The organism is Serratia sp. T13T92, from assembly GCF_047530105.1.
Classification (GTDB): domain Bacteria; phylum Pseudomonadota; class Gammaproteobacteria; order Enterobacterales; family Enterobacteriaceae; genus Chania; species Chania fonticola.
Map to the genome: position 1 here is coordinate 1 of NZ_JBLJAK010000092.1, position 4,044 is coordinate 4,044.

A 4,044-nucleotide genomic window follows, 5' to 3' on the forward strand; every position below is an offset into this window, starting at 1 on the left:
TCCAGCGCGATGGTGTGGCAGGTCGCCGTGCTGTTAAGCTGGCGGGTGCCCAGTCCGTACTCCGCCATGACGTGCATAAACCGGTCGGCGTCACCGACAACCCGAAAGGTTACGGGGTGCAGATGGCGACCGTCCTGGGCAAAGGCGGCATTCAGCGCCGCTTTTTCGACGTAGAAGCCGTTGTGGTGTGACGGTGTCGGCGTCACGCCTGAGTTCCACTCCCGAGTATCCATCACGTAATTGTCCCAGCCCTGGTCTTTTAGGGTTTCAGAAGCGTAGGTAAGCCGGAACAGGTCGGACTGAGCGGCCAGGTTGCCGCTGCAGGAGCGCCAGAGGTAGTCAAGATGCTGACGCAGCTTGCCAGCCGGGCCGTGTTTGCGGCCACGTTCGAGTAACCACTGGATGTCAATCGCAACGCTCCTGGGGAAGCGTTTTTGCTTTTGGGCGGTGGCCAGCCAGCGGATCAGAAACAGGTTTTCGGCATAGGGCGTGCCGGCGATGCCGTCCTGCCGCGCCAGCCCCAACGCCACCAAGGCGCAGAACGCCAGATGGCTGAGCGCTGAGGTAGTGTTCTCTGTGGTAACGGATTCGGTTTTATCTAACAATGGCTACCCTGCCCGTTGACGCAAAGGATTAGTGGCGGATCTGCGCCAGGTCGTCAGCGGTCAGCCCGGTCATTTTCATGACGGTGTTGTGGTCGAGGCCGTTCTGCAACATGGTGCGGGCAATTTTGAGTGCCTCTTCCTGCCTGCCCTTCTCAATGCCCTTCTCTATACCGCGTTGTTCACCAAGCTGGATACCCTTCTCGATGCCTTTTTGTTCAAGCTGTTGTGCAATAGTCATGAGTTCATCCTCGTTTTGCGGAACCCGCAGTGCCAGTTCACGTATGAAAGCTTCGGCATCCGACGATTCACCGGCCTGGATAATATAGTGTACCAGTGAAATTACCTGTGGCGAAGAGAGATAGCCGGCCAGCAGTATGGTGGCCAGTTTATCCGTCAGTTCCGCCAGGTCACGCTGGCGAATATGTTTCTGCAGCAGGGTCAACGCGGCCATACTGCGGTGACCCATGATTTCCTCGTCGGGGATGACCGTTACATCAACAAGCGGGAAATCGCCGGTATACAGTTTCTCCGCCAGCGCCGGATCATCAAATTCCTGCAGCCAGTTGGTCGAATAAGGATATGGGCTGCGTTTGCCGGTATAGAAAAGTACCGGAATGACCAACGGCAGCGTTTTATGGCCGGCGTCGAGGTGGCGTTGCATGGCGGCGACGGCATATCGGATGAGGCGAAACGCCATGTGCTTATCAGGACTCGATTGGTGTTCGATAAGTACCATCACGTAACCGTCAGCGCCGGCGGTGGTTTTCAGGCTGTAGAGCACGTCGCTGAAATACTGGCGCAGATCATCTTCGACAAAGGAGCCTGACTCCAGTTTCAGCGTGCTGAGGTCGCAGATGGCCCGCAGCTCTGTCGGCAGATGGATGTCCATGAAGTCGCGGGCAATCTCGGGCTGCGTCAGGAATTGCCGGAATGTCGCATCATGGGGTGTGGGATTTTTTTTCATGGGGTTATCGTAGCACGTTCGGTCACCGGTTCACTATGGCTGAGCAGAGGCTTCACTCGCTCACCGGGCAGGATGGCGCCAGGATGTTGCAGGCGCCAGGATGTTGCAGTCGCCAGGCTTTTAATATCCGGTAGACGCTGGCCTTGCCAATGCCCAATTGCTCGGCAACTGCTTCGCGGGTTAATCCGGCCATCGTTAATTCAATGACCTGCTGCGTTTTCGCCTGGGCCGTCAGTTTTCTTCCTTTATATGCACCCTTGGCTTTTGCCCGGGCAATGCCTTCCCGCTGGCGTTCCTGGCGCAGGCGTGTCTCGAACTCGGCAAAGACGCCCAACATATCCAGGAAAGCTTTGCCGGAGGCGGAAGGGTTCTGTCGCATTAACGGGCACAGGCCAGCCAAAGTGGGTGTTGCCGATTATTTAGGCAGCCAACAGATAAAATTGTTCCGCAGGTGACAGTCCTTCACTTTCCGGATGCTGATATTGTCCTTTGCGTATCATGTGGATCAATTCGATGCCCGCCAAAAGCCCCTGTGCCCGTCGAAACGATTTGAATCCCAGCATCGCTCTTATCCGGCGTTTGATATTGCGGTGATCTTGCTCAACCAGATTGTTTAGGTACTTACTTTGCCTGACTGTAATCGTTTCCTCATCGGGTTTGTCGGCGTTGAGCGTGGCCAAAGCCGCTGTGTTGGCCCCACTTTTATCGATAGTGACCCCCTCAGGTTCGCCATGATGACGTATGGCCTTGCGGAAGAAGCGCAATGCAGCGGCGGCATCCCGTTTGGCAGTGAGCAGAAAGTCGATTGTCTGGCCTGATGAGTCAACAGCCCGGTACAGAGACTTCCACTGACCGTTGATTTTGATGTAAGTTTCATCCATTCGCCATCGACGACCCACCGAACGTTTATGCCGGCGGAATGCCTTGTCCAACAGCGGCACCAGACGGATAACCCAGCAATGCCGCGTTCAGCCATCATTTCCTCGAGATTGCGCAAGCTAAGGGCATAAGCCAGATACCAACGCACACATTGCGCGATGATATCGATGGGATAATGCAAGCGTTTAAAGGCATTTCTGATCAGAGACATTAATAGGCAACATTACAAAAAAACAGCATATTACCTGACGCCGCCTTAACGCGACAGAGCCCAAAGGCGTCAGGTTTGGCCGCAGGCGCACCATCGACCGTAACGCAGTGCTTGCGCTTCGTCAGGAAGGTAATGGCGCTACAGCTATAGCCAGGGAGCTAAGCATCGCCCGCTCTACGGTATATAAAATTCTGGAAGACGATAATCTTACACAATAGAGCCTGTTTTTTAAAGTTAAGATAATGATAAAAATAACTTTTTAGACGTTAGGTGGCACTTTTCGGGGAAATGTGCACGGAACCCCGACCTTTGTGCTTTCCTCATGTGATTTGTTGGAAGCATAAACATATCTTTACAATTTGAAGACAAAAAAATACCTGTCTTGGGGTATAAAAACGATGCCTGACATGCCCATATGACCAGGTACCCCAACTATTTTGAGATTTGGAAAATCTCCTCACGCAGGTAATGCATACCTGCGTTTTTTTTACTATTTTTTGATGAAGGCCCTTTAGCTCAGTCGGTTAGAGCGCGCGACTCATAATCGCTCGGTCGCTGGTTCGAGTCCAGCAAGGGCCACCAATTACGATTATCGCATATTGGCTATTCGCTCTGTGTCCAGGCTGATGGTGTGGCGAAGACGGTAGATGGCTTGATACACAGGCAAAGGGGACATTCTGGTTTAGGGATCTCCACTCTCTGAATTTGCGGACAGCTGAATGTCCCCTTTGCTGTGATGAGTGTCTCTCCCCGACTATGATGCCTGCCAGCGGTATGTTTCTGTCATTACGCGCTTTAACGATAACATCATCAACCTAAAAAATGGCGGTTGTTGAGACAAGGGGCTACGTTTACAAGCTGTAATCGTGTTAGGCGGGCCACCCATTGGCTCAATGTGTATTTACCGGGATTGATAAAATCATGGCAGATATTGCTGATGAAGCACAGAATGAACATGAAAAGATGATCGAACGTGGCTTGATGGCCATACGGTCACAGTTTACAGCAAGCAGTGCGCTTGTCTGCCAAGATTGCGGTGAGCCGATACCGGAACGACGTCGTCACCTGTTACCTGGTGTCAAGACCTGTGTCCAGTGCCAGGAGCGAAAAGAGTTCCAGCATAAGGTTGGGGTTTATCCTTTGTTGACTCGCCATGCTGTCAATCAGGACGAAGAGTGATTGATGGATCTATAGGGGGATGAAGCCCAACTGATTAGAAAAGTACGTTAGCGTGTCAACATTTTTATTTCCAGACAACCGCCCCATTCCCACTCGAAACGCAACAAAGTGACCCACTGGCCAGACCCGGATAAAATCACCGCTCTGGCCCTACTGGAGAGCCTGTTGCATGCAGGGAAAACATCTGACTCAGAAAGAGCGGTTCT

The 4,044-nt window shown here is 52.7% G+C and carries 4 protein-coding genes, 1 tRNA gene and 2 pseudogenes; 3 read left to right on the forward strand and 4 right to left on the reverse strand.

Annotated elements, in window-relative coordinates; all coding sequences use genetic code 11:
- From ACMV5I_RS29115 to ACMV5I_RS29130, 4 genes and pseudogenes are all read right to left on the reverse strand, one after another.
- On the reverse strand, positions 1–605 hold a 605-nt coding region (locus tag ACMV5I_RS29115; protein ID WP_414825931.1), incomplete at its 3' end, for a DUF2913 family protein.
- A 28-nt stretch (positions 606–633) separates the two neighbouring features.
- Positions 634–1,569 carry an Rpn family recombination-promoting nuclease/putative transposase gene (locus ACMV5I_RS29120; protein ID WP_223498417.1) on the reverse strand — a complete coding sequence of 312 codons (936 nt, stop codon included), beginning with the start codon at positions 1,567–1,569 and terminating at the stop codon, positions 634–636.
- Positions 1,570–1,621: 52 nt separating this feature from the next.
- Positions 1,622–1,948: a recombinase family protein gene (locus tag ACMV5I_RS29125; RefSeq protein WP_414825932.1), complete on the reverse strand. Its 327-nt coding sequence runs from the start codon at positions 1,946–1,948 to the stop codon at positions 1,622–1,624.
- A 40-nt stretch (positions 1,949–1,988) separates the two neighbouring features.
- Positions 1,989–2,659: pseudogene (locus ACMV5I_RS29130) on the reverse strand (IS6 family transposase).
- Positions 2,660–2,721: 62 nt separating this feature from the next.
- Between ACMV5I_RS29130 and ACMV5I_RS29135 the strand changes: the two are divergent.
- The 3 genes and pseudogenes from ACMV5I_RS29135 to ACMV5I_RS29145 form a co-directional block, all read left to right on the forward strand.
- A pseudogene (locus tag ACMV5I_RS29135) lies at positions 2,722–2,877 on the forward strand (helix-turn-helix domain-containing protein); the annotation flags it as partial.
- Positions 2,878–3,164: 287 nt separating this feature from the next.
- Positions 3,165–3,241: transfer RNA gene (locus ACMV5I_RS29140), tRNA-Ile, on the forward strand.
- Positions 3,242–3,580: 339 nt separating this feature from the next.
- Positions 3,581–3,838, forward strand: coding sequence for a TraR/DksA family transcriptional regulator (locus ACMV5I_RS29145; RefSeq protein WP_414825933.1), 258 nt, complete (start codon positions 3,581–3,583; stop codon positions 3,836–3,838).
- Positions 3,839–4,044 lie beyond the last annotated feature (206 nt).